This is a genomic window from Saccharothrix stipae (genome assembly GCF_054781895.1).
The window spans coordinates 15,095-38,404 of sequence record NZ_BAAGTN010000027.1 but is presented as its reverse complement, the minus strand read 5'-3'; the positions used below and the strand labels follow the sequence as shown (position 1 = coordinate 38,404).

Sequence of the window (23,310 nt, the reverse complement as noted above, 5' to 3'; positions counted from 1 at the left end):
ACCCCGCTTGCCCGCCGTGCGTCGCAAGGATGATTCTAGACCGGTTCACAACAAAATTGTCCGGCTATCACGCTTTTGCCCTACGACAGTCGCTTCGTTGCGTTCCGCAGCGCCCAAACCTTCATGATCAGGTGTCCAGTACGGTGTCATGACGGGGAACTGGCCGCCCTTGCCGTAAATTTGCGGATTCCGGATCCGAAAAGGGGATCTTGGAATAAGGTCGCCGATCACCCGGGTGTTGACCTCTTCAGCGCTGATTCCGCTGCCCACGGGTCCGATGGAATCCGCGACGACATCCACGAGGTATTCCTGAGGCCGGCTCGCAGCATCCATCTGCCGGTGCCGCCCGCGCGACCTCTCGCCGAGTCAGGAGTTCTGCTCCTCTCACGGCCACCAGCGCCGCGCGTCGTCGACCGCCTCGGCCAGGCTGTCGCGAAACCCGGGACCGGCGAGCTCCGCCAGCCTCGGGGCGGCCAGGTCCAGAAGCGCGAGGCAAGTCGTCCGACTGACCGACCGCATCGTGCGGCGAAGCAGGACGACCAGGTCCGGGCCTCGCAGGACCGCCGCGGCGCGAGTCACCACCGCGACCAGCAGCCCACGGTCCCGGCTCGGTGCCGCCGCCGCGGCCCGTGCCAGCTGAGAAGCGGAGCCGAGGACGGGCACCAGGCCGGTGAGCGCCCGCGTCCGAGCCTCCTCGGGGAGAAGTTCCGCGGCGGAAAGCGCCACATCCACCTCGGCGACGGTCAGACCCGGTGCGGCCGAAGCCAACGCGCGAGCTCTGCGGAACGGGTCGTCCATCGCCAGGATCTCGGACAGCGTGCGGACGAGCGGCGGGGGAGGCCTGTGTCCCACGGCGGTGGTGCGCTCGTCGGGCAACGCGTACCCAGCCAGCACGCCGGCGCGGGTCCGGCGGTTGGCCGCTGCGAAGGCCTCGTCGAGGTCGGGGTCGGCGGGGGCGGTGGTGATGGTGCGGGCCGCGGTCAGCGCGGCGGCGAGCACCGGTGGCCGTTCGCCGACGGGCAGCCGGGCCGCGACCGCCGTCAGCAGGATGGCCCGGGCGTCGAGGTCGGAGATCCCCGTCGCGGCGGCCAGCACCTCGGCGAGATCGTCCCCGGAACTTGTCGGGATGAGAGCAACGATTTCGTTAACCCGGGCGAGTTCGCTGCCGTCCGCGGTGGTGCTCTTCAGCAGCGCACCGATCCGCGGCCGCGGCACCTCGCGCGGCGGGGTGGTTCCGGCTGCGGCGGACACCGCGTCATCGACCAGGTCATCGGGCAGATCCGGCAGGATCCGCCGGACGGCCTCCGCGCGATCGTGCTCACCGGCAACGGACATCGCCGAGTCCAGCGCGTCCCGGAGCAGGTTCCGCCTGGACTGCCCGTCCAGGCGTCGCGCGATCGCCGCCTGCGCCGCGGCACGCCATCCGCCGTGCCTTACCCGGGACGCGACCGACACCGCGTCGGCCACGTCCGTCAGGTGCGGCGCGATCCGGGTCAGCACGTCGCCGGTGATGTGGGTGACGGGATCACGGGCAGCGGCCAGCGCCCACGCCACCGCCGGAGGACGAAGGTGATCCGGCAGGAGCGGGACCAGCGCGGCGAGCAACAGCGCCCTGGCAGGCGGGGCGTGCAGCCTGCGGGCGTGCGCGACCGCCCGCTGCGGCGTCCACATCCCGGCCTTCACCAAGGCGACAACCAGGTCGGCCGGGATGTTCGCGGTGAGGCTGGTGATCGAGGAGGCCGCGAGCGCGCACCGTGCCTCCTCCACCAGCGTCGGCGCGGGTCTGCCCGCGGCCAGCGCCTCATCGGTTCGGCGTGCGAGCCGCGCCCACAGGGCGGAGATGTCGGCGAGGTAGTCGTCGACGGCGTCGGCGTGCTCGTGGGCAGCGAACCACAGGTTGCCCGTCCGGCCCTCGGCGGTGAGGAGCCGGCAGAGGTCCTCGATCCGCCCGGCGTCGAGCATGTGGCCCGCCAGGTGTCGCACCGCGTACGCCGACCCCGCGGTCAGCAGGTCGAGGTCGGCGGCCAGCCGCGGCAACCCGGCGTCGAGTCCGCCGAACCTGGCGAGGTGGTGGTCGACGATCCGGTGACGTGCGGTCGCCGCCGCCACACCAAGGGTCTCGCTCCAGTGCCAGTCCTGCTCGGACCCGAGGTCGTCCAGAGGGCGGCCGTTCAGGAACTCCCGCAGGCTGGTGTGGTGGACGGCGAACCTGCGGGCCGTCTGCCCCGCGCGCTCCGCGGCGAGGAACGGCCGAAGGGTGCTGTGGCACCAGCGCCGGACCGCGGTCTCATCGGCGTCGGTCAGCAACGCGAGGTCGGCGGCGTCGAGCGGCTCTCCGATCACGGCGACGACGCCCAAGAGCCGCAGCAGCCCTACGTCCCAGTCCGGACTCCGGCTCCAGCGGTCCACGGTGTCGGTGTAGTAGCGGGACAGGCCTGAGGGCAGAGTGGCGAGGTCTCGCACGTCGCGAACCCCGTTCCGCAGTTCCTCGACGGCGTAGCGCAAGTACACCCAGACGCCCTGGCACCGGTCCGACAGCGCGGTCAGGACCTCCTCGCCGGCAAGCTCCGGCGGCAGCACCGCACGCAGGTGCGCCTCGACGTCGAGGCGGTTACGCGGATCATCGGCCGCCAGCCGCACCACGGCCTGGTTGCCGCCGGTGCGCGGCGGCGGGTGGCCGGTGCGATAGGTGCCCACCACGAAGACCCCGTCCGGCAGCGCGGACGGCAGCCCCCACGGCTGCCCGTCGATCTCCGCCTCGTCCGCCCCGTCGACGACCAACACCAACGGGCTCCCCGCTGCCCGCGCACGCTGGGCCGCCGCGTGGAGAACCACGTCGAACCCCTCCGGGGTGAACGCCCACTCCGGCACCATCGCGCTCGGCGCGATGTCCGCCAGTGTCCACCGCCGCACCAACTGGCCAACCAAGTTCTGCAACCCGACACGCACCGTCGCGCCCCTGCTCACCCCGGTGAAGTGCCCCACCCACCCCCGCTCCAGCACCAGGAACGCCGCCAACGCCGTCTTCCCCACCCCGGCGTCCCCCTCGACCCAGACGTAGCCACCGGACATCTCGGCCAGACGTTTGTCGATCTCCGCGAGCACCCATGTCCGCCCGGTGAACCCCTCGCTCAACACCCGGTCTGTCACCTGCCGGTGCTCCCGGACGGCGTTCTCCACCGACACCGCGGCGGGGCCCGCCAGCACGGGAGAGCTGGTGTAGCCGTGAACCACGACCGTAGGACTGCCATGGACGACGTTCGGTGCGGCTTGGTGGCCGGTGAACGTGGGTGCGGGTGGTGAGTGCTGGTGGATTGCGGCGGTCGCGTGGCGGGCTTGATCAAGTGTGCCCGCGGAGGGCTCGGCGCCGTAGACCTGGCGCATCAGGGCGGTAAGGCGGTCGATCCAGGCGGGAACATCGATGTGGCGTCCGAGTGCGGACAGGGCGCGGACACCGAGGAGTAAGAACTCGTCGGTCGGGTGGTGCTCGACCAGGACGTGCAACTCTTGCAGCACCCGGTCGGCGTGGCCGCTGTCCAGCAAGGCTTGCAGGTGGTGCTCTTTGACCGTTCGGTGCCGGGTGACCATGTCCTGGCGGCGGCGGTCGGCCCAATCACCGCCAACTCCGGCCAGCGGGGCGCCCCGCCACAGGGCGAACGCCTCGTCAAACCTGTCTGGGTCACGGGCCTTTTGAGCAGCGTCGGCCAAGAACAGGAACTGGTGATAATCCACCAGCATTGGGTCGATCGCGAGCATGAAGAACCCAGGACGTGAGCTGCTGTCCAGCCAGGAGCCACTGCCACCCGCGCGGATGAGGGCACTCCGGATGCGCTTGGCATAGGTCCGGATGGTGGACTCAGGATTCTTGGCCTGTTTGCGTTCCGGGTTGTCTGGCGACCACAGACAGTCGATCAGCATCCCAACGCTGACCGGTTTGCCCGGGGACAAGGCCAACACGGCCAGCATGCACTCCTGCGTTCTTGTTTGCAGCTTGTGTTCGCCCTCGTCACTGCGAATCCCGACACCGTCCAACAGCCGGATCTCCACCCGCCCCCTACTGGAAGGCTCGACCTGTCCGGAGTGTGACAGGCGGTCGGTCAGCGGCTCCCGCGTGCGCCGGGGAGGAGAAGGGATCCGATCCCGGCGCACTGGCTCGGGTCGATCCCGCTCCACCATGCCGACCGTGACGGAGGACCCGTCACGCGCGTTGATCACCAAGTTGTAGTCGCCCGCGACCACCGGTCCGTCGGTGCTCCCGCCGACGTCCACGTGGCGACTGTCGCCTTCGTGCTCGCCTGGCCGTCCGAGGTCGTCCGGCATCCGGCTCACTGCCCGCTTCCTCCTCGTGACATGGGAAACCCGGCGTCGGAGGTCCCGTTACAGCAACCGCCACCAGGCATCGCACGAGGTCTCCTTGACGACCACCGCCACATGGCGATAACCGGCGGGCCCGATCCGGCAGTAGCCCTCGTTCACCACGCGCTTCACCGCGTCCGACACCACCAGCGCCAGGCACGCGTCGCCGGCCTCTTCGAGCGAGCGCTTCACTTCGGGCGCGTCCACCAGGCGTGCGGCGTGCACCAACGGGGTGCCCGACCACTCACCACCCACCCGATCGACGTAACCCACGTGCACCGCGGCCCGCAGGACGATCCGGTAGGCGTTACTGGCTGCCGCGTTGTGCTCCCGCAACGCCTTCGCGACCGCCTCGACGAACGTGTCGAGGACGTCGACCAGCGTGACCGCCTCCGGCATCACCACCTGCACGCCGTCACCGCGGTCGACCACCTCGAGACTGTCCCCAACCACCCCGAGCGCCGCAGCCCCCGCATGGACGCACTCCTCCAGCGCCCGGCGCATACGTCGCTGCCCGACGTTGTTTCGCGAGCTCGACCTCTGGACGTCCGTGGTCACCACAACCCGATGCGCCGCCAGCAGATCGGGCCGCCGACCCGCTTCCGGCCCAACCGCCGCGTCCCGCTCGGGGCCATTCACATGGATCACATGGCCGACACCGGCCGCCACCGGACCGTGGGCGTCCCCTCCGATCTTCACGCTCACATCGCCGACCGGTCGCCTCTGCATCACGACTCCTCACGGCCGAACCGCACCCAGATCCAGCTACCTGCAGCGATCGTTCACCCCACGATGAGACCCGGTGAACGCAGTTGTACGGACCAACCCACGCACGTTTCGAGTCATATGACGCACAAGTCGCCCGTTCAGCCGCTCGGCCCACCCGATTGGTCGACGGCCGGTACGCCCCGTCCCCCCCAGACGCCGTGCGAGCCGACGAGCCCGTGGAACACGAGCACCCCGCGGCCCATCCCGGGCTCGTGTCCTGCCCGCGCTTCTCACCTGCATGAATGGAGTCATCGGCAGGCACAGCGCGGAGCGAAATGGCCACGGTCAGGCCCACCGATATGGCCGCCATAGTGGCACCGCGCTCGGCGTCCCGGAACTCGCGCTCGAACGTGCGCACGGCGGCCGTGACGGTCCGCCGGAAGAACCCGAACGACGCGGCCATCGCCCGGATCGACGCGTACGTGGTACTCGTCGAAGAGACGGATGGCGCGTCGGCCACCAAGCTACGCGAGCTGCACCGCCACCCGGATGACCGAGGTCGCACCGTTCGGTCGCTGTTCCGGTTCACCCTGACCGGTGATGCTGGATACGGCTGTTCCGGCTCACATCACCCGAAGGAGTCGAAACTCGTGCGGAGACTGTCGTACGCCCTCGTGGCCATCGTCGGAGTCTTATCCCTCGTCACCCTGCCCTCGACGGCTCAGGCGGCCGGCCGGGCCGATTCCCTGGTCGGTAACCAGGCTGCCGGCCTGGAGTGCACGATCTACCCCTACTGGACCTATCCGCCCGTCTACAGCGGCTCCTGCGTCTCGCCACGTCCGTCGTACAGCTCCACCATCCAATTCCGGGTGCAGTCGCCGACTCCCGGCGCCACCTACTCGTGGTCGCTGAGCGGCGCCCCTCTGCCGTCGTCCTGCACGTCCACGTCGTCGACCTGCACCGTGGTGGTGAACACCACCCGGACCGACCGCTACGTCACGGCGACCGTCACGTCCTCGGCCGGTGACCTGACCTCCGACGCCTGGGCGCTCGCGGCCTGCCCCGGACCCACCGGCGTCGAATTCTGCTGAGGTCGACCGCGGGGTTGACGAACGGGGATCCCGTTGATCTGCAGGTTCACCAGCTCGACGCGCCCGCGTGGTGACCGCGCCGGTGACATTCTCGTCGACGGTGATCAAGCTGCCGAGCAGCGAGACGTCCGCAGTGCGGGCCCGTGCCGGGGCGGTGCGCGTCGTGCGGACGGCAGGGCCGCTGCCCTTGAGAAAGTACTGGCGCAGCGAGCCGTTGGTGTTTCGTTGGCACCACGCCCCAAGGGCGGCGAGTGCGGGTCGTTCGTAATCGGCCCAGCGACGTCGCAGCTTGGTGCGCATAGCGGTGACCACGCGGTGCCGCGCGCGGCGGACCGCGCCATGCGACCGTGCCGCAAGGACCGCGACCAGCCCGTCGTGCATGGGGGTGCCGAACTCCACCGTCAGGTTGGCTCGTGGGCACTGTGGTGGTGTCTTCACGACCTTGATGCCGGCGTCGGCGAGGACTGTGTCGAATAGGGTGCTGAACTGGCTGGCTCGGTATCGGATGAGGAACCGGAGGTTTCGAGGAGTTCGCCGTGGGTGCGGCGGTAGCCCCAGGTGGGGTTCTCCCGTGCCAGGTGCAGTACCAGGAGGCGGATCGAGCGGATGGTTCGTGGTCGGCCGGGCCGTTTGGGGCGGGATTTGGCCGCGTGGCGGCGGGCGAGGGCAGCCGGGTGTTCTGCTTCGGGTCGAGCGCCCGGCGGACGTTGCCGGGCAGTTCGCCCACGGGCTGCCGAGCCGGGCCGGGATTCCCAGTCGATCACGGATCTTCGGGGACGGTCAATGCTTGGAGGTCTGCGCGGATCGCGGCTGCTTGAGGGCTTCCGATCGTGTCGTAGATCTCCGCGGCACGTCGCCAAGCGGCAACCGCGGCCGGGATCTCGTCCATCGAACGCAGGATGTCGCCCAAGCTGGCCTGGACATCCGCCTCACCGAGCAGGTTCCCCACCTCCTGGTGGGCGAGGATCGACTCGTGCAGCAACCGGACCACCTCCTGGTGGTCGCCCAGTGCAGTCCGGGTCAGCGCCAGGCTGTGCAAGCCGAACCCCTCGCCGTGGCGGTCGCCGATCCGCTTCCGCAGCTCTACCGAGCGTTCGAGGTGGTCCAGCGACTCCGACAGCTTGCCCAGGTCTCGGTACACCGATCCCATCCGGCCCAGGGTGATCGCGTCCGGCCACCAGCGGGGAGATCGCTGGCCATCTACGGGGCGGTAAGTGGCCGCCCATGGAGATTCTTCACGGCTCTGTCAGTGGTTGCGTGATCAACTTCGTCGACCTGGCGGTCCGTGCTGATCGAGAGTTTGCGATCAGGGTCGGCGTGTGATCGTCATTGGTTGGACGCGCTGCTGCCGCACTTGTCCGGGGTTGCGGTCGAGCGGACCGAGTCGGGCGTGCTGATCTGCCGCGCACGATAACGTCAGCCACGTGGTCATCTTGGACAGGTGAACCGATGCGACGATGGCCAGTTACATCGGGTACGAGCAGGCTGGCGACGGCGGTACGCGCCATCGGGTGATCGCGTACCCGTACTTCGGTGGCTACCAGATGAGCCCGTACCGGGCCTCAAACCGATACTGCAGTTCAGGGCGTTGTCGGCGGTGTCCACGTCCTCGGTCCATGAAACAAGGAGCAGTGACACACCAGGCTGGGTGGCACTACGTCATCGTATTCATGTCGAATGATGTGCGACTGCTCGACCAGCTGGGCCATCTGCGGACCCGGTATGCTGCGGGCCTCCCAGATCAACTCGCTGGCCTCGGATGCCGCAGGGTCCGTCGGCCTGGCCTGCTCGGGCAGTTGCACGCCGGCCAATGCGGCCAGGTCACCAGCCGGGATGCCGAGCACGACCGCAGACGCGGCCACCAGATCGCCAGGCACCTTGCGTCCTCTGCCCACTATGTTCAGCGTCGAGGCAGACCACGGGCCAAACCCGGCCAGCATGTACAGCACCTTGACAGCGGCACTCACGCCCATATTCCGGTTGCCGAACAAGCGAAGCAGCACGGCACCGAAGCCGGGCATGAACCATTTGTCGTACTCCAGCTCACCAGTTGGTTGCGTGCCCGCCTGCCCGACCATCGTCCGCAGCAACTCATGCACACGCCGCCCAACCTGCGGTAGGTAGACCAGGTCCCACACCAGCGACTCGACTCCCGTATGACGCCCCGCGGGCGCCAGGTCATCGGGCACCGTGACCCCAGCGACCAGGAACAAGTCCGATGCGTGCAGCCCGAACACTGGCGCGAGCCGGCGCAGCAGTGACGCAGACGGTTGCGCCCCGCCGAACACCGCCGTCAGCTCCGTGTCCGGCACGCCAACGGCCTGCGCCAACGCTCGCGCGTCCAGCCCTCGCCGGGTGGCCACACGCGAGAGCATCCCTGCGAAATCCGCCATGTGGTTGTTCTACAGGTATCGGCGGCCATAGTCTGCGCCGCGGCGGGAACCCGGCGAAGCCCACCCGGTCAATGCGGCGATACAGCACACGACGACTCCCGCCGTCCGCCAGTAGCCGCGTGACACCCGGCAACTGAGGTTGGGTCTGCTGCACGGATTGGTGACATCTGAGTCGGCTTGCCGTGATGGCGAGCTGGGAGGATGTCGCTGTGCCCAAGCCCTACCCCCGGGAGTTCCGCGACGATGTCGTGCGGGTCGCCCGTGACCGTGAGCCCGGCGTGACCGTCGAGCAGATCGCCAAGGACTTCGGGGTCCACCCGATGACCTTGTTCAAGTGGCTGCGCCAGGCCGACACCGACGAGGGCATCAAACCCGGTGTGAGCAGGAACGACTCGGCCGAGCTGCGCGAGGCGCGCAAGCGGATCAAGCTGCTGGAGCAGGAGAACGAGGTCCTGCGCCGCGCGACCGCGTACTTGTCGCAGGCGAACCTGCCGGGAAAAGGCTCTACCCGCTCGTGAACGAGCTCGCCGCCGACGGGATCCCCGTCGCGGTGACGTGCCGGGTCTTGAACATCGCTCGACAGCCGTACTACCGGTGGCGTGCCCGGCCGGTCGCCGATGCCGAACTGGTCAAGGCGTATCGGGCGAACGCGTTGTTCGACGCCCACCGCGACGACCCGGAGTTCGGATACCGGTTCCTGGCCGACGAGGCGCGCGACGTCGGCCTGTCGATGGCGGATCGGACCGCGTGGCGGATCTGCTCGTCCATGGGCTGGTGGAGTGCCTTCGGCAAGAAACGCGGCCGCAATGGGAAGAAGGCCGGTCCGCCGGTCCACGACGACCTGGTCCGTCGCGACTTCACGGACGCCACGGGCTGGCCGGCTCGATGGGCAGGATGGGCGCGGCGGGTGACAACGCCGCCATGGAGAGCTTCTTCGCGTTGCTGCAGAACAACGTTCTCGACCGGCGCGCCTGGCACACCCGCGACGAGCTCCGGATCGCGATCGTGACCTGGATCGAACGCACCTACCACCGCCGCAGACGCCAAGCCCGCCTCGGCAGGTTGACCCCCATCGAATACGAAACAATCATGACCACGCCAGCCAGCCAGGCTGCGTGACTACCACTGTCACCTACTCGTGCAGCAGACCCGTTCCCCCGGTAGCTCGATGGCTTTCCAGGCATGGTCCGATAGGGCCTGAAGGGAGTCGTCCGTGGCACGACCGAAGAAGTACCCCGACGAGTTGCGGGCCCGTGCGGTCCGGTTGTACCGGGAGTCGGATCCCAAACCGGTGATCCGGCGCCTGGCCGAGCAGCTGGGCGTGCACCCGGAGGCGTTGCGGAACTGGATCCGGCAGGACGAGGCCGACCGCGGCGAACGCGGCGACCGGCCCACCGCGACCGAGTCCGAGGAGCTGCGCCGGCTGCGCAAGGAGAACGCGGAACTCAAGCGGGCCAACGAGATCCTCAAGTCCGCGTCCGCGTTTTTCGCGGCGGAACTCGACCCGACCCGGCGACGGTCGTGAAGCTCGTCGAGCAGCTTCGCGACCGCTTCGGGGTCGAGTTCGTCCTCCGGGTCCTGGGCATCGCCTCCTCCACCTACCGCGGCTGGGTGGCCCGCCAGGCCGAACCCTCCCGCCGCGAGCGCGACGACCGGGCGATCACGACCGAGATCAGCGACATCCACGTCGCCTCGGGCGGGACCTACGGCAGTCCGCGGGTGCACCAGGTGCTGCGCCGCCGGGGCATCCGCGTGTCGCGCAAGCGGGTCGAGCGGCTGATGCGCCAAGTCGGTCTGCAGGGCGCGTTCCTGCGCAAACAGTGGCGTGCTTCGTCGACAAGGCGGGATCCACGGGCCGCACCGGCGCCCGATCGGGTGAACCGGGACTTCAGCGCACCCGCGCCGGACCGGTTGTGGGTCGCCGACGCCACCCGGATCCTGTGCCGCTCGAAAAGTCATCGCTGCTGGTCAGGCGGCTTCTTTGTATTCGTTGATGAGGCCGCCGAGGATGCGGGTGCGGAGCACTTTGTGGGTGTCGAGGTCGTGTACCGCGGCGGGGTGTTGCTGAGCTTCGGGTGGTAGCTGGTCTCGGGCTTGGTGGGGGCGGTGTCGGTTGTAGTGGTCTTCGTAGGTCTTGAGGACTTGTCGTGCGTGGCTCTCGCCGGTGATGAGGATGTGGTCGAGGAGTTCGCGTCTGATGGTGCCGATGACCCGTTCGCAGTGGGCGTTCATCCGGGGCGCCTGTGGCGCGCTCTTGATGATGCGCAGGTCGTCGGCCAGGAAGACGGCGTCGAACGCCTGGCCGTACTTGCCGTCGCGGTCGCGGAGCAGGAATCGGAGTGACTCCGTCCGGTGTCCGAGGTCGGCGGCGAGGTTCCTGGCCTGTTGCGTGGTCCATACCTGGGTTGGGTGGGCGGTGACGCCGGTGATGTGCAGGCGTCTGGTGCCGTGTTCGAGGAACGCGAGTGCATACAGGCGTGTGCCGAGCACGGTGTCGAGGTGGAGGAAGTCCGCCGCGATGATGCCCTGGGTCTGGGCGGTGAGGAACTGTCGCCAGGTCGGGCCATCACGGCGTGGTGCCGGGTCGATGCCCGCGTCGTGCAGGATCCGCCAGACCGTCGAGTAGTCGATCCGGTGTCCGAGACGGGCAAGTTCGCCCTGGATCCGCCGATGACCCCATCGGGAGTTCTCCTTGGCGAGCTGCAGTACGAGCCTCTTGGTTGCGGCTCGGGTCGGTGGGCGTCCGGTGCGTCGACGGGCGGAGTAGTCCCACTTACGAGCCATGAGTCTGCGGTGCCAGGCGAGCAGGGTGCCCGGTGTAACCGGAAAGACCTCCCGCCACCGGTGACGATCCACCAACCCGGACAGGGCGGCGAACCAGAGCCGATCCGCGGGCTCGTAGCGGGCCCGACCTGCGAGTTGCCGACGGAGTACGGCGTTCTCGTGCCGCAGTACGAGCAGTTCGGCGTTCTTCGCCGCCTCGCTTCGGAGGAGCACCGACGGGATGGACAGCAGCTTCCGGGTCGCCTTGTACAGCAGGGACACGATCACCTGGCCATGGTCCCAAGACGGTGGTGCCTCGCTCTACCAGCGGCGATGACTTTTCGAGCGGCACACGCAGCACTAGTCACGCCGTACGCCTCAATCACTCTTGTGAAGTGTCCAGGGCCGGGCGAGGAACTTACGCTAACCTACTTGAGGTCGGAACGGTACCGGTACAGGCCTACCGTGACGACTTCTGTCAATGCGCGGCTTGTGGAGGTGTCCGCAGTGACAAAGCGGGAAGAGATCGTTCCGCATGAAGTCACTACGATCCGCAATGAAGTTTCCGCGGACTCGACGACCAGCGTCGTGGTGCAGGCCGGCGCGGTACACGGTGGACTACACTTCCATTCAGGACCCCGTCCGGTCGTACCGCGACAGCTACCGCCTAGGCCAGACGCGTTCGCGGGCCGCGTTGAGCAATTGAATGAACTAGACGATCTGTTGCGCATCCCGTCGGCCGTCTCTTCGACCGCGCCGCCCGAAGAGGTCGAACCGATCAAACCTACGCCGCAGGCACCGCAAACCAACTCTATTGTGTCGATATCAATTATCGGTGGGGCTGGAGGTATCGGCAAGACCTGGCTAGCCGTGCACTGGGCCCACATGCGGCAATCACAATTCCCCGATGGACAGCTATTCGTGGATTTACGCGGATTTAGCCCAGACAGTGCGCCGATGGCACCCGAGGTGGCTTTACACGGGTTCCTGAATGCGTTGGGAGTCGAACCCACCCGCATCCCGGACAACCTGCAAGCTCAGGCAGGACTGTTCCGCAGCATCGTCGCCCAGAAGCAGATGCTGATCTTGCTAGATAACGCTGCCAACATGGAACAAGTCGTGCCTCTGCTGCCGGGCCAAGGTTTGTCAGTCGTTGTGGTGACCAGTCGCAAGGCTCTTCTTGGGTTGAGCACCCGGTACGGCGCTCAACACCTAACGCTCGGCACGCTGCGAGACGATGAGGCCCATGCTTTCTTGACGCGACGTCTAGGCGCGCCCCGAATAGCAACTGAACCGAGGTCTGTGCGGGATTTAATAAGATTGTGTGGGGCTTTTCCACTGGCGCTCGGCATTGTCGCCGGCCGGGCCGGCGCCTACTCCGACGTCCGCCTGTCGGAACTTGTTATGGAACTAGCTGAATCGCGTCTCGACGCCCTGGAGGAGGACGACCCGCATACTAGCCTGTCGACCGTGTTGTCCTGGTCCTATCAGACCCTAACAGTTGACCAGCGATCCGTGTTCGGACTTCTCGGGATCGCACCCGGCCCCGACATCGGTCTGCCTGCCGCAATCACCCTCACCGGCCTACCCTCGATCCGCACACGACAAGTGTTACGGAGTCTAGAAGAAGCATCGCTGATCAATCGCAACCCCCGCGGCCGCTACTCGATGCACGACTTGATCCGTCATTACGCCGCCGAGAAGGCACGGCAACTGCTATCTGACAGCGTAAGGACGGCAGCATTGCGGCGAGTCGTAGACTTCTACCTACACACCGCCCACTTGGGCACCAGGCATCTGGATCCTCATCGTCAGCCCATACGACTCGAACCCGCAACACCAGCATGTCTCCCCTACCCTCTGGCCGACAGCACGGCAGCCATGGCCTGGTTCGATGCTGAGCATCATTGCGTGTTGGCCGCCCAGAAGGTCGCTGCGGAAAGCGACCGGCATACCATTGTATGGCAATTGGCTTGGACGCTCGATCTCTTTCACTGGCGGCGGGGTCACCGCCGGAGCAATCGTGAGGTATGGCAAGCAGGATTGATCTCTGCGAACCGCAGTGGCGACCACAAAGCTCGAACTCTCGCCTACCGTCTTCTCGGGGTCGCCTACTTGAGGGAAAAGCGACTCGGCAAAGCGGTCGAGCACCTGGAACAGGCGCTCACCTTGGCGCGTCAACATGGAGATCGCGTCAGCCAGGCCCACGTACACCGAACTCTTGCCGACACGTTGGGACAACAAGGGGACTACCGACCTGCACTGAACCACGCAACCCGCGCGCTTCAGCTTTACGGCATGGTCTCTAATCCAGTTAGGCAGGCGGATACTCTCAACCAGATGGGCAGAATCGCCATGCACATCGGTGACTATGGCGAAGCACGCCAGCGTTGCCAGGAAGCATTAGCAATCTCCCGTAGTAACAGTCACCAGGACGGCGAGGCTGACGCTCTCAAACAGCTAGCTGACATCGACCACAACACAGGATACTACGAGCAGGCCCTACAGAGGTACCGCCAGGCTCTGGTCCTGTATCGCAAGCTCGACCACTCATATGCCACCGCAGATACACTTGCCAACATCGGCCTAACTCAGGCAGCGCTTGGCAAACACGAGCAGGCGCGCCAGGCATGGCTGGAAGCCGTCCAGATGTATGGCGCGCAGCAGAGAACCGATGATGTAGGGCGAGTCCATGAACAACTCAAGCGGTTGGAATTGCTTACAAATGACTAATAACCGACATAGTTCACTTTCGGTAGCCGACCAGTCGGCCGCGACATTGTCGCCCGAATGGAGCGGCGCTGACACAGATAGCTCATCCGCGACGCGGGCTTAGACGGTGTACCTGCCGAAAACGTCATCCGTGCAGGTCAGGCTGCGTGGTGGTACTCGTTGAGGATGCCGCCCAGTCGTTGCCGACGGCGGATGTCGAGTCGGGTGACCGCTGCTTGATTGGTGACGGCTGGTGGCAGCGGTTGTAGCGGTCGGGCGTTGGCGATGCCTTGGTGGGTCGGTGGGTGTTGTAAAAGTGCCCGTACTGGCGTAGTGCGTGGAGTAGGTGCTGTTGGTTCCGGATGAGGGTGCGGTCGAGTAGTTCGCGGCGGCAGCTGTGGATCCAGCGTTCCATGATCGCGTTCATGCGGGGGATGCGGACTCCGCTGAGGACGACCTGGATCTCCGCGTCGGCGAGGAGGGCGTCGAACAGGGTGGGGAACTTCCCGTCGCGGTCGCGGATCAGGAATCGTGCGGTGCTGCCTGCGTCGTCGAGGTCCATGGCGAGGTTTCTGGCGGCTTGGGTGACCCAGGATGCGGTGGGGTGTGCGGTGGCGCCCAGGACCCTGATTCGGCGGCTGGCGTGTTCGATGACCGCGAGTACGTACAGTCGGGTGCCGTTCAGGGTGGTGGTCTCGAAGAAGTCGCAGGCTAGGAGCGCGTCGGCCTGCGAGCGGAGGAAGGCCGACCAGGTCGTCGAGGTGCGTTCGGGTGCCGGGTCGACTCCGGCGTCTTTGAGGATCTGCCAGACGGTGGAGGCTGCGACCTTGATGCCGAGCACGAGGAGTTCTCCGTGGATGCGGCGGTAGCCCCACGTGGGGTTCTCCCGTGCCAGGCGCAGCACCAGGAGCCGGATAGAGCGGACGGTTCGTGGTCGGCCGGGTCGTTTGGGGCGGGACTCGACTGCGTGGCGGTGGGCGAGGAGGTGTCGGTGCCAGCGCAGTACCGTCTCCGGCCGCACCAGTAGCCGGAGCCGATGGAGCGTGGCGGCCGGGAGTCGGTGCAGCAGTGCCGCGAGGAACGCGCGGTCGCCGGGGGAGAACCGCGGACGGGCGTTGCCCAGTTGGCGTTCCAGAACCATGATCTGGTGGCGTAGCGCCAGGATTTCCGTGTCCTTGTCCCGGTTGCTCATGCGCAGTAGGCGCAGTAGCGCGAAGGCGTTGGTCACGCCGAGGTAGGCCAGTCGGAGCAGCACAGCCGGTCATCATGCCGTGTTGGCGGACGGCGCGGTGGACCTGCGGCTGCGCCCACAAGTACTTCGGCCCTACAAGCTGTACACGGCTTCAACCTGCATGGATGTAGTTATCGGCAGGCACACGCGTGGCGGCGGGCGATGAGGCCCCGGTGCCACCGCAGCACCGTCTCCGGACGGACCAGCAGTCGGAGCCCACGAAGCGTGGCGACGGGAAGTCGGTGCAGCAATGCTGCGAGGAACGCCCGGTCGCTGGGGGAGAACCGCGGACGGCCCTTGCCCAGTTCGCGTTCCAGGATCGTGATCTGGTGCCGTAGCGCCAGGATCTCCACGTTCTTGTCCCGGTCGCTGATGGGCAGCAGGCGCAGCAGCGCGAAGGCGTTGGTCACGCTCAGGTAGGCCAGTCGGAGCAGCACAGCCGGTGATCATGCCGCGTCAGTCGACGAGGCCGTGGAGCACGAGCACCTCATGGGCTATCCCTGGACCTTATCCTGCTCACGCCTCTCACCAGCATGGATGGGGTTATCGGCAGGCACAGGGTGCCGCTCAGGGTGGTGGTCTCGAAGAAGTCGCAGGCCAGGATCGCGTCGGTTTGGGAGCGGAGGAAGGCCGACCAGGTCGTGGAGGCGCGTTCTGGTGCCGGGTCGACCCCGGCGTCTTTGAGGATCTGCCAGACGGTGGAGGCTGCGACTGTGATGCCGAGTACGAGTAGTTCGCCGTGGATGCGGCGGTAGCCCCAGGTGGGGTTCTCGCGCGTTAGGCGTAGTACCAGGAGTCGGATCGAGCGGATGGTCCGTGGTCGGCCGGGCCGCTTGGGGCGGGATCGGGCTGCGTGGCGGCGGGCGAGGAGGTCTCGGTGCCATCGCAGCACTGTCTCCGGGCGGACCAGTAGGCGGAGTCGACGAAGTGCGTGCGTCGGGAGTCGGTGCAGCAGTGCCGCGAGGATGGCCCGGTCGGCGGGGGAGAACCGTGGTCGGGTGTCTCCGAGTTGGCGTTGCAGGACCATGATCTGGTGGCGCAGCGCCAGGATCTCCGTGTCCTTGTCCCGGTCGCTCAGGGGCAGCAGGCGCAGCAGCGCGAACGTGTTGGTCACGCCGAGGTAGGCCAGTCGGAGCAGCACAGCCGATCATCATGCCGTGCTGGCCGACACCACGGCGGATGGCAACCGTGACCCTGAGCCCCCTCGATGCCCTGGGTGCCGCGCGTCCTCTACCTGCATGGATGAGGTTATCGGCAGGCACAGGGGCCGTGGCCGTCCCATACCTCGGCGACGAAGGGCGTGTTGGCCAGTTCGGCACGCGTGTAGAAGTCCGACAGCAGGACGACCCGCCTGAGATCGCCAGCGTGCTCCGCGTAGCTGCACGGCAGGAAGTCCTGGTAGTGCGACCAGTATACGGGTGGTGGGGTGCTCGGTTGTCGAGATCCAGGGTGCGCTCGCCGGGGCGGTCGAGGAACTGCTCGGTGAGGATGACCTTGTTGGGCTCGTCGAACTCGGTGAAGCCGACGGTGTCACAGGGGACGAGACCGAGCAGTCCGTCCAGCGCGGCCCAGGGCATCGCCCGGTTCGGCTCGTCGCGGCGCCCGTCCTCGATGACCGACACGAGACGGCGCAGGTCCCAGTCGGAAAGAGTCGCGGTCATAGGCCACCACCCCCTGCGGTCCACGCTACGCCGTCCGACGGTGTCCGGGAATGCAGTGGCACACCCTGCCGACCAGGCATGATTGTCGAGCCGGTTTCATGTTCTGTGAGTCCATGGAAATACGCCTGAAGGCGAATACCTGACCGTGCCTGCTGGAACGCACGCTGTGGACATGACGAACACCTCGAATGTAGACGACGTGATCACGAAGCTCGCCCAGTCGTACAAGATCTGGTCGATCGGGTCGGGACCGGCGGTGCCCGTGCTGCCGCAGCGGAACTTCGCGGAGGGTTCCGCCCGCAACTACAGCCTCAAGGGCAGCCCGCCGCGCAAGTACCTCCGGTGGGAGAAGCAGACCTTCGGCATCAACCTCGGCTGGACCGACGACGCCGAGCCGGCCACCCGGCTCAAGGTGTCCCGGTGGTTCTTCACCCGGCACGGAGCCGACACCGGTCCGGTCAAGTACGGCGAGCGGATCGCGCTGGGCTACGGCATCGCGCCGTCGTACCTGCGCTACGAGGAACGCACCGTCGGCATCAACCTCGGCTGGTCCGTAACACCGGTCTTCGAATGGACGCTGTTGGGCGGACCCCGCGGCGGACCGGTCGGTACCGGCGAGCGGCTCGCCATCCACAACGCGAAGGCCTGCACGGCCACCGTGCCGGGTGTTCTGATCCACTTCGACCGGACCGTTGGGTGCGACATCGGCTGGCCGGACAGCCAACCCTGGTGGGACCAGGCCAAGGACAAGCTGGCCGGCTTCACGAAGGAAGCCATCACCAAACTCGTCATGGCCAAGCTGAACGGCTGCTGATCGTCATGGTCGGCCAAAGACACCACAATCCCTCCCCGGCCGCCGTCCGCACGGCCGGTGAAGGGGCACACGTGGGCATCGCTGCCGGGTTGGCCGCGGTGGGAAGTGTTTGCGGCGCGGTGGTCACCGATGCGGTGCAGCATGTGCCGCAGGGTTCCGCGTCCGGGTACTGGAACCTGGCGGGGTTGGTTCTCGGTGCCGTGCTCCCGCAGTTGGTCGGAGCCGCGGGCGCGTACTGGCGGTTGCGGGCGACTGTGGGAATCGCGGTCACGGTGGCGGCGATCCTGGTCGTCTACAGTGGACTCGCGACCGCTCGGAAGGTGCGGGCGCTGGAGGACCTGGTTCCGTCGCTTCCCGGCGTGGCCGCGGTGGTCGACCGCGACCCGCCCGTGGTGCGTGGCTCCGCCGCCGAGGCGGGCGCGCCCGGTATCGAGGTGGTCCCCGCCGGGCCGCTCACCTGCACACCCGCCGGGTGTCCGGATCCGGTGACCATCCGCAGCACCGGCACCTCACCGTTGCGGATCGACAAGATCGGCTTCGACGGGCCGGCGGCACAGGAGTTCGAACACCGGGGGCAGTGTGAACACCGGCAGTTCGCGCCCGGCGAGAAGTGCCTCCTCCGGATCGGGTTCGCGCCGTCCGAGGCCGGCACCAGGCGGGCGAGGCTGGTCGTCAACCAGAACCTCGCGGGACCGCCGTCGTACCTGGCGGTGGAAGGACAGGCACCAATCCGACAAGCGGACCTCGCCCCCTCGGCCCGGGGAGCCGGTTGCGAACTCGTCAAGGCGGGCGGGCGCCATCAGGTCCGGGTGAAGTTCCTGCTCGTGCACGACGGCGCGAAGATCGGCACGTCGAAGGTGGGCGTCGCGGCACGCGGGGACACCGGCACAGCGGTGGCCTACCGGTCGGCGATCGGTCCGTCGTCCTTCACGATCCCGGTCGTCCTGGGGCACAAGGCGGTCGTCGTTGTCACCGTGGACCCCGCCGGGGAGGTCGCCGAACGGGACGAGGCCAACAACCGGATGCGGATCACCGCGACGGTGCCCGCGAAGCCTGGCGAACGCGTAGCCTGCCAGTTCGAAGAGTGAGCCGGAGCCGTTGCCGGCCCTCCGATCCGTCAGCGGCGTCGTGCGGCGGCGGTCCACGGCATCATCCGTGCGACCGCCGCGCTGCGCGTCCGGACTCCGGTCCGGTCGAAGATGTGCTCCATGTGCTTGCGGACCGTGCTCAGCGACACGAACAACAACCGGGCGATGTCGGCGTTGCTGTGGCCCTGCGCCGCCAACTCCAGCACCTGCCATTCCCGGGTGGTGAGCCGCGGCGCCCCTTCCCTGCCGCGTCGAGCGTGGAGATAGACCTCGTAGAGGTGTGGCCGGAGCAGCTCCAGGATGAGCTTGTCGCGGTCGCTGAAGTCCCGGCCGCTGTAGCGGCGGAACAACACCCTGCGGGTGCGTCCGGGTGCGGCGGGCAGGCAGGCGGCCATGGCGTGCTTGAGTTCCGGCGCGAAGAACTCCGCGTACAGCGGCTGGTCGCGCAGTTCCGTCGGGGTGTAGAGGTCCGTCCAGCGGAACACACCCTGGAACTCCCCGGTGCGATGAGGATCGATCGGGGCGATGAAACTCCACATGTGCCGCCAGAAGAACTCGTCCTCGGCCGGCTCCGAGGACTCGGGCGTCTCGTCGTCCAGCGCCAACCTGACCAGCGGTGCGGCCCCCTCGTGGACGAACTGCTCGGTCAACGCCCGGTGACCGACGACATCGAGTTCCACCAGCCCGACGTGGTCCGAGCGGATCAAGCCCATCAGACCGTCGAGCAGCGCCCACGGCACAGCGGGACCCGGCTCGTCCCTCCGCGCATCTTCGATCACCGCCACCAATGCCCGCAGGTCACGGTCAGCCAGCGAACCGGACATGACGCCCCCATACCGGAGTAAGGATCCCAACGGTACGGACGAGCGTCACGACATCGCGCCCATCCACTGGGAGCTTCACTCGATCGGGTTTCGGTAACCGGGCTTCGGTGTCACCAGGCGTCCGCCGGCGCGACGAGGAACCGCCGACACCACGCGCGCGTTGCGGCCCGCATCAGGAGCCTGTGCGACGGGCACGGGGTGCAACGCGCCCGTCTGGTGCTCAGCGCAACCACCGTGGCGGTGCGCTTGCCGAGAATGTCGTCCCCAGGATGCCGTGCCAACTGATCTGTCAGACAGCGGAGGTTGTGGCCTTGATGCCGAGTACGAGGAGTTATCCGTGGACACGGCGGTAGCCAGGCAGGATTTTCGCGTGCCAGACGCAACACCAGGTGCCGGTTCGAGCGGTTGGTCCGTGGACGGCCGGGCCACTTGGGGCGGGACCTGGCGGCGTGGCGGCGCGCGAGGAGGTCGCGGTGCCACCGTACCGGATCAACGATCGGGAGCCGACGCCACCGACGCAGGAGGCGGCCCAGACCGGGCCTCGGATGGCGCGCGGAAGATTCCGCTCGTGGGGCGAACAGGTGCGTGTGCCTGCCGAAACGTCGTCCGTGCTGGTCAGTCGGCGTAGTGGTCGTGCGTTGGTGATGCCTTGGTGGGGTCGGTGGGCGTTGTAGTACTTCTCGTATCCGCGCAGGGTGTGGAGTAGGTGCGGTTGGTCCAGATGAGGGTGCGGTCGAGGAGTTCGCGGCGGCAGCTGCGGATCCAGCGTTCCATGATCGCGTTCATCCGCGGTATCCGGACGCCGCTGAAGACGATCTGGATGCCGGCGTCGGTGAGGACGGCGTCGAACAGGGCGGGGATACTTGCCGTCGCGGTCGCGGATCACGAACCGCGCGGAACTACCCGCGTCCTCGAGATCCATGGCGAGGTTCGTGGCGGCTTGGGTGACCCAGGAGGCGGTCGGGTACGCGGTGGCGCCGAGCACGTGGATCCGGCGGCTGGCGTGCTCGATCACCGCGAGCACGTATAGGCGGGTACCGCTGAGGGTGGTGGTCTCGAAGAAGTCGCAGGCCAGGAGCGCGTCGGCTTGGGAGCAGAGGAAGGCTGACCAGGTCGTCGTGGTGCGTTCGTGTGTCGGTCGCTCCCGGCGTCTTGGAGGATCTGCCAGACGGTGGATACGGCGACCTTGATGCCGAGTACGAGGAGTTCGCCGTGGAAGCGGCGGTAGCCCCAGGTCGAATTCTTCCGTGCCAGGCGCAGCACCAGGAGGCGGATCGAGCGGATGGTCCGTGGTCGGACGGGACTCGTGGAGGGGATGTGGCTGCGTGGCGGTGGGCGAGGAGGTCTCGATGCCACCAGAGCGCCGTCTCCGGGCGCACCAGTAGTCGGAGTCGACGAAGCGCTTGCATCGGGAGTCGGTGCAGCAGTGCCGCGAGGAATGCCCGGTCGGCGGGGGAGAACTGTGGGCGGGCGTCTCCGAGTTGGCGTTCCAGGATCGTGATCTGGTGGCGCAGCGCAAGGATCTCCATGTCCTTATTCCTGGTCGCTCATGGGCAGCAGGCGCAGCAACGCGAACGCGTTGGTCACGCTCAGGTAGGCCAGTCGGAGCAGCACGGTCGGTCATCATGCCGTGTCAGCCTAGGGCGCTGCGGACCTGCAGTCGTACTCACGAGCACCTCGGCCCCTCACGCTACGCACGGCTTCAACCTGCATGGATGGAGTTATCGGCAGGCACAGCCCCAGCGCGCGGGTGATCTCGATCCTATGGCCCCGCTGTCTATACGCTGTATTCATGTTCGGTCGTCGACAGGTTGTGCAGAACGAAGTTGTCGCCAAGCACATGCGAAGGTTTTTCAGGTCCAGTCGGGTACACCGCATGTCGCCGGGTCGGGTTGCCGAGGCGTACGGCCGGGCCATGTGGAGTCGCCGGAACGCCGCGGTGGTCGACGAGCAGAAGCTCAAGAGCGAGACGTTCACCGTTGCGTTGGCGACCGACCACACCGGCCAGGACTTCCATACCATCACCAAGCGCGCCACGTTGATTTCGGACACGCTCCTTCTGACGCACACTGTTTCGGGACAGTTTCACGCCCTTGGTGTGCAGAAGAATCACACGCGGTGGGCGAGGAGCGAGCGTGACAGGTATGAGGACTTCATCCTGGACGGGGACCAAATGGGCGAAATATACAGCAACCACTTGGACGGACTTGATGACACCGTGTGGCTCAGTGAGGAGTGGTACGGCATGTACTGCCCGAAGCTGACGCATCTGGGCGAGTGGATTCTGAGTGCTGAGTCGCTGCTCAAGGCGGGGCTGGCCTGGTATCTGCCCTGCTACGCGACCGGATCGGCCTCTGGTTCTGTGCGTTCGGGCTATCAGCTCGACAAAAAGCACCTGTACGCTCACCAGCCTTACCCGGGCGTCGACTATCTGATCAGGGATCGCAGGGCTGTGGACGCCTCCGGTGCCAGCCCGCTGAAAAGCCGTCTGGTGCGGCCTATGCTGACAGTCGACCTCCCGTTCGTCGATGGCGTCGACCTCCGCGACTTCAGCGACATCACCACGCAGGAGTTCGCCTCCTACGCAGCGTTTCGAGACTTTCTCCGGCTGACATTCAACGACATGGACGATGCCCTTGACGCCGTTCAGTCGGAACGCGAGCTCGTCAAGCACGGACTCCAGATCAAGGAGGAGATCCGGGCCGTTCAGTCCGAGATGACGAAGGTGAAGCGCAAGCGGGCCGTAGCCGTCTCCGGCGCCGCGATCGGGACCGTCGGCGCGGTGCTCGTCGCCGTGTACGGACCCGCGATGCAGGCGGCGATCGCCACCGCTGGTGCGAGCGGGAGTCTATGGGGCATCATCCATGCCGCAACGGAGAACAACATACGAACGCTGCGCGACAACAAGTGGTATTACGTATGGGTTCTGGCGCGGAAACGGAACCCCCACGTCATCTGAGCGGCGGCGGCTTCGAGCGCACCAGAGAGGGATATCGACCGGGTAGGCGCTGTGCGCCGGTTACAACCGATTGTGATCACCAGCTGCGTAACGACCCCAGGTGGTGCTGGCGATCTCGGTGCGCCGCCGCAGCCGGTGTCGCGGGTACGGCGCGAGCGCCTCGGCGGCGCCGAACAGGTCGTCTAACCGCTCCAGGTGGTGGGTCAGGGTTGCGCGGTTGTCGGCAGTGAGCGCGACGTTGCGGCACCGCGGCGGTTGGATGATCGCCTCGGCGAATCTAGTTGATCGAGCTTGCACGGCCCCTGTCGTGATCATGAAGCGTGAAACGCATGGCCGCTGAGCTACAAGCATGCCCCTGAAGGGCCGAGGTGTCAGGCTGCATCCCCAAAGAATCCATGGTTCGAGGATTCGGGAGTTCATCGGGCTTCACGGTTGCAGTGGAGGCGGGGTGTCCCGGATATGCACCCTGTCCATCGTGACGAGGGGCTTGTCGGCAGACCCCTTGATGTGGGCGGGCACGACTCGCTCCTTGTGTTCGCATCCGCCGTCAGCGTGGGCGCCGGGTTGAGGCAGGTGTTGCGCCGGTAGGGGCGGACCGGCCAGCGGCGGGTCCATTGCGTTGCGCGGCGGCCGTGGGAGGCTGCCGTGTCCTCGACGTCGGCCTGCGTAGAGGTCCGGTGGCGGGTTGTGCACTCGAACCTGTGGGGTGT

General features: G+C 67.0%; 20 protein-coding genes and 1 pseudogene. 9 read left to right on the top strand and 12 right to left on the bottom strand.

Annotation, left to right across the window (positions count from 1 at the left end):
* Window positions 1–45: 45 nt before the first annotated feature.
* The 3 genes from ACYVLT_RS37665 to ACYVLT_RS37655 form a co-directional block, all read right to left on the bottom strand.
* On the bottom strand, window positions 46–300 hold the full coding sequence (locus ACYVLT_RS37665; protein WP_461124934.1) for a hypothetical protein: 255 nt from the start codon (window positions 298–300) through the stop codon (window positions 46–48).
* An 84-nt stretch (window positions 301–384) separates the two neighbouring features.
* On the bottom strand, window positions 385–4,320 hold the full coding sequence (locus tag ACYVLT_RS37660; protein WP_461125047.1) for an AfsR/SARP family transcriptional regulator: 3,936 nt from the start codon (window positions 4,318–4,320) through the stop codon (window positions 385–387).
* Window positions 4,321–4,377: 57 nt separating this feature from the next.
* Window positions 4,378–5,085, bottom strand: coding sequence for a hypothetical protein (locus ACYVLT_RS37655; protein WP_461124933.1), 708 nt, complete (start codon window positions 5,083–5,085; stop codon window positions 4,378–4,380).
* A gap of 281 nt (window positions 5,086–5,366) precedes the next feature.
* Here ACYVLT_RS37655 and ACYVLT_RS37650 point away from each other — a divergent pair, with 281 nt between their 5' ends.
* The gene (locus ACYVLT_RS37650; protein WP_461124932.1) at window positions 5,367–6,155 is read left to right on the top strand and encodes a hypothetical protein; all 789 of its coding nucleotides are present in this window, start codon (window positions 5,367–5,369) and stop codon (window positions 6,153–6,155) included.
* A 760-nt stretch (window positions 6,156–6,915) separates the two neighbouring features.
* Here the strand turns inward: ACYVLT_RS37650 and ACYVLT_RS37645 are convergent.
* Both ACYVLT_RS37645 and ACYVLT_RS37640 read right to left on the bottom strand, forming a co-directional pair.
* Window positions 6,916–7,314: a tetratricopeptide repeat protein gene (locus ACYVLT_RS37645; RefSeq protein WP_461125046.1), complete on the bottom strand. Its 399-nt coding sequence runs from the start codon at window positions 7,312–7,314 to the stop codon at window positions 6,916–6,918.
* Between the two features lie 421 nt (window positions 7,315–7,735).
* Window positions 7,736–8,548, bottom strand: coding sequence for a hypothetical protein (locus tag ACYVLT_RS37640; protein ID WP_461124931.1), 813 nt, complete (start codon window positions 8,546–8,548; stop codon window positions 7,736–7,738).
* Window positions 8,549–8,757: 209 nt separating this feature from the next.
* Between ACYVLT_RS37640 and ACYVLT_RS37635 the strand changes: the two are divergent.
* From ACYVLT_RS37635 to ACYVLT_RS37625, 3 genes and pseudogenes are all read left to right on the top strand, one after another.
* A pseudogene (locus ACYVLT_RS37635) lies at window positions 8,758–9,667 on the top strand (transposase).
* 94 nt (window positions 9,668–9,761) lie between these two features.
* Complete coding sequence (locus ACYVLT_RS37630) at window positions 9,762–10,073, top strand: transposase (RefSeq protein WP_461124930.1); 312 nt, start codon at window positions 9,762–9,764, stop codon at window positions 10,071–10,073.
* Complete coding sequence (locus ACYVLT_RS37625; protein WP_461124929.1) at window positions 10,070–10,630, top strand: IS3 family transposase; 561 nt, start codon at window positions 10,070–10,072, stop codon at window positions 10,628–10,630. Before ACYVLT_RS37630 ends, ACYVLT_RS37625 begins: the two co-directional genes overlap by 4 nt.
* On the opposite strand, the gene ACYVLT_RS37620 is transcribed toward ACYVLT_RS37625, so the two are convergent.
* Window positions 10,517–11,332 carry an integrase core domain-containing protein gene (locus ACYVLT_RS37620; RefSeq protein WP_461124928.1) on the bottom strand — a complete coding sequence of 272 codons (816 nt, stop codon included), beginning with the start codon at window positions 11,330–11,332 and terminating at the stop codon, window positions 10,517–10,519. The two genes, ACYVLT_RS37625 and ACYVLT_RS37620, sit on opposite strands and share 114 nt — an antisense overlap.
* Window positions 11,333–11,818: 486 nt before the next feature.
* Between ACYVLT_RS37620 and ACYVLT_RS37615 the strand changes: the two genes are divergently transcribed.
* Entirely contained in the window at window positions 11,819–14,044 is a 2,226-nt protein-coding gene (locus ACYVLT_RS37615) for an ATP-binding protein (RefSeq protein ID WP_461124927.1), read from the top strand.
* Window positions 14,045–14,168: 124 nt separating this feature from the next.
* Here the strand turns inward: ACYVLT_RS37615 and ACYVLT_RS37610 are convergent, their stop codons facing one another.
* From ACYVLT_RS37610 to ACYVLT_RS37600, 3 genes are all read right to left on the bottom strand, one after another.
* Window positions 14,169–15,278, bottom strand: a complete 1,110-nt coding sequence (locus ACYVLT_RS37610; RefSeq protein WP_461124926.1) for an integrase core domain-containing protein — start codon at window positions 15,276–15,278, stop codon at window positions 14,169–14,171.
* A gap of 107 nt (window positions 15,279–15,385) precedes the next feature.
* The gene (locus tag ACYVLT_RS37605; RefSeq protein ID WP_461124925.1) at window positions 15,386–15,691 is read right to left on the bottom strand and encodes an integrase; all 306 of its coding nucleotides are present in this window, start codon (window positions 15,689–15,691) and stop codon (window positions 15,386–15,388) included.
* 50 nt (window positions 15,692–15,741) lie between these two features.
* A complete protein-coding gene (locus ACYVLT_RS37600) occupies window positions 15,742–16,395 on the bottom strand; it encodes a helix-turn-helix domain-containing protein (protein WP_461124924.1) in 654 nt (217 codons plus the stop codon).
* A gap of 692 nt (window positions 16,396–17,087) precedes the next feature.
* Here ACYVLT_RS37600 and ACYVLT_RS37595 point away from each other — a divergent pair.
* Together ACYVLT_RS37595 and ACYVLT_RS37590 are read left to right on the top strand one after the other, a co-directional pair.
* Window positions 17,088–17,729: a hypothetical protein gene (locus tag ACYVLT_RS37595; RefSeq protein ID WP_461124923.1), complete on the top strand. Its 642-nt coding sequence runs from the start codon at window positions 17,088–17,090 to the stop codon at window positions 17,727–17,729.
* A gap of 71 nt (window positions 17,730–17,800) precedes the next feature.
* A complete protein-coding gene (locus tag ACYVLT_RS37590) occupies window positions 17,801–18,817 on the top strand; it encodes a hypothetical protein (protein ID WP_461124922.1) in 1,017 nt (338 codons plus the stop codon).
* Between the two features lie 29 nt (window positions 18,818–18,846).
* Here the strand turns inward: ACYVLT_RS37590 and ACYVLT_RS37585 are convergent, their stop codons facing one another.
* Together ACYVLT_RS37585 and ACYVLT_RS37580 are read right to left on the bottom strand one after the other, a co-directional pair.
* Window positions 18,847–19,641 carry a helix-turn-helix transcriptional regulator gene (locus tag ACYVLT_RS37585; RefSeq protein ID WP_461124921.1) on the bottom strand — a complete coding sequence of 265 codons (795 nt, stop codon included), beginning with the start codon at window positions 19,639–19,641 and terminating at the stop codon, window positions 18,847–18,849.
* Window positions 19,642–20,256: 615 nt separating this feature from the next.
* Window positions 20,257–20,415 carry a hypothetical protein gene (locus ACYVLT_RS37580; protein ID WP_461124920.1) on the bottom strand — a complete coding sequence of 53 codons (159 nt, stop codon included), beginning with the start codon at window positions 20,413–20,415 and terminating at the stop codon, window positions 20,257–20,259.
* On the opposite strand from ACYVLT_RS37580, the gene ACYVLT_RS37575 reads away from it, so the two are divergent.
* Window positions 20,414–20,671 carry a hypothetical protein gene (locus tag ACYVLT_RS37575; protein ID WP_461124919.1) on the top strand — a complete coding sequence of 86 codons (258 nt, stop codon included), beginning with the start codon at window positions 20,414–20,416 and terminating at the stop codon, window positions 20,669–20,671. The two genes, ACYVLT_RS37580 and ACYVLT_RS37575, sit on opposite strands and share 2 nt — an antisense overlap.
* A 762-nt stretch (window positions 20,672–21,433) precedes the next feature.
* Entirely contained in the window at window positions 21,434–22,600 is a 1,167-nt protein-coding gene (locus ACYVLT_RS37570) for a hypothetical protein (protein ID WP_461124918.1), read from the top strand.
* A 60-nt stretch (window positions 22,601–22,660) separates the two neighbouring features.
* Here ACYVLT_RS37570 and ACYVLT_RS37565 read toward each other — a convergent pair whose 3' ends face one another.
* Window positions 22,661–22,915: a hypothetical protein gene (locus ACYVLT_RS37565; RefSeq protein ID WP_461124917.1), complete on the bottom strand. Its 255-nt coding sequence runs from the start codon at window positions 22,913–22,915 to the stop codon at window positions 22,661–22,663.
* Between the last annotated feature and the right edge of the window lie 395 nt (window positions 22,916–23,310).